At 47.3% G+C, this 676-nt stretch carries 1 protein-coding gene; it reads left to right on the forward strand.

The genetic code is table 11. The annotated features are described in order from the left end of the window. The coding region (locus A3757_RS26420; RefSeq protein WP_369819530.1) for a PhnE/PtxC family ABC transporter permease at positions 1 to 676 on the forward strand (676 nt) is incomplete at both ends.

A 676-nucleotide genomic window follows, 5' to 3' on the forward strand; every position in this document is an offset into this window, starting at 1 on the left:
GTCATCGTCGTAGCTTATTGCTGCTATTGCTAGTCGCGGTGGTGTGGTTATCGACTCAATTGAATTTATACCTGAGTACACAGACCGATCTGATATGGCGCTTTTTAAGCTACGATATCCTGCCTGAACCCTTAAAAGGGGCTGAAACTCTTTGGCAGCTAGAGGCTTGGTATGCGACATGGGACTGGGCTAGCTTTCTGATACAGCAGCAGGTGGCCGAAGGCGTTTGGAATACCTTATTACTGACCATGATTTCATTGGTGGGCAGTGGCATCTTAGCCTTAGTCATGTACCCCTTTATTTCACCCTTATTTTTGAACAAAGGCAGCCGTTATCTGTCACACTTCTTGTTAGTCGTTTTGCGCTCTATACCTGAGCTGATGTTGGTGTTTGTTTTACTGATTATGATGGGTCCCTCGATGGTGCCCGCGATCGTGGCTTTGAGCTTGCACAATGGTGCGATTATCGCGCATTTGATTGGCAACGCATCACGCAACCTTAAGCTAAGACAAGACGCCCCGAAAGGCATTAATCTATATTCCTACGAAGTCACGCCCAGATTATATCGGCCCTTTTTGGCCTTTTTGTTTTACCGCTGGGAGGTGATTCTACGAGAGAGTGCCATACTGGGAATTCTCGGCGTGCATACCTTGGGTTTTTACGTCGACTCGGCCTT

It is taken from the genome of Oleiphilus sp. HI0117, from assembly GCF_001635235.1.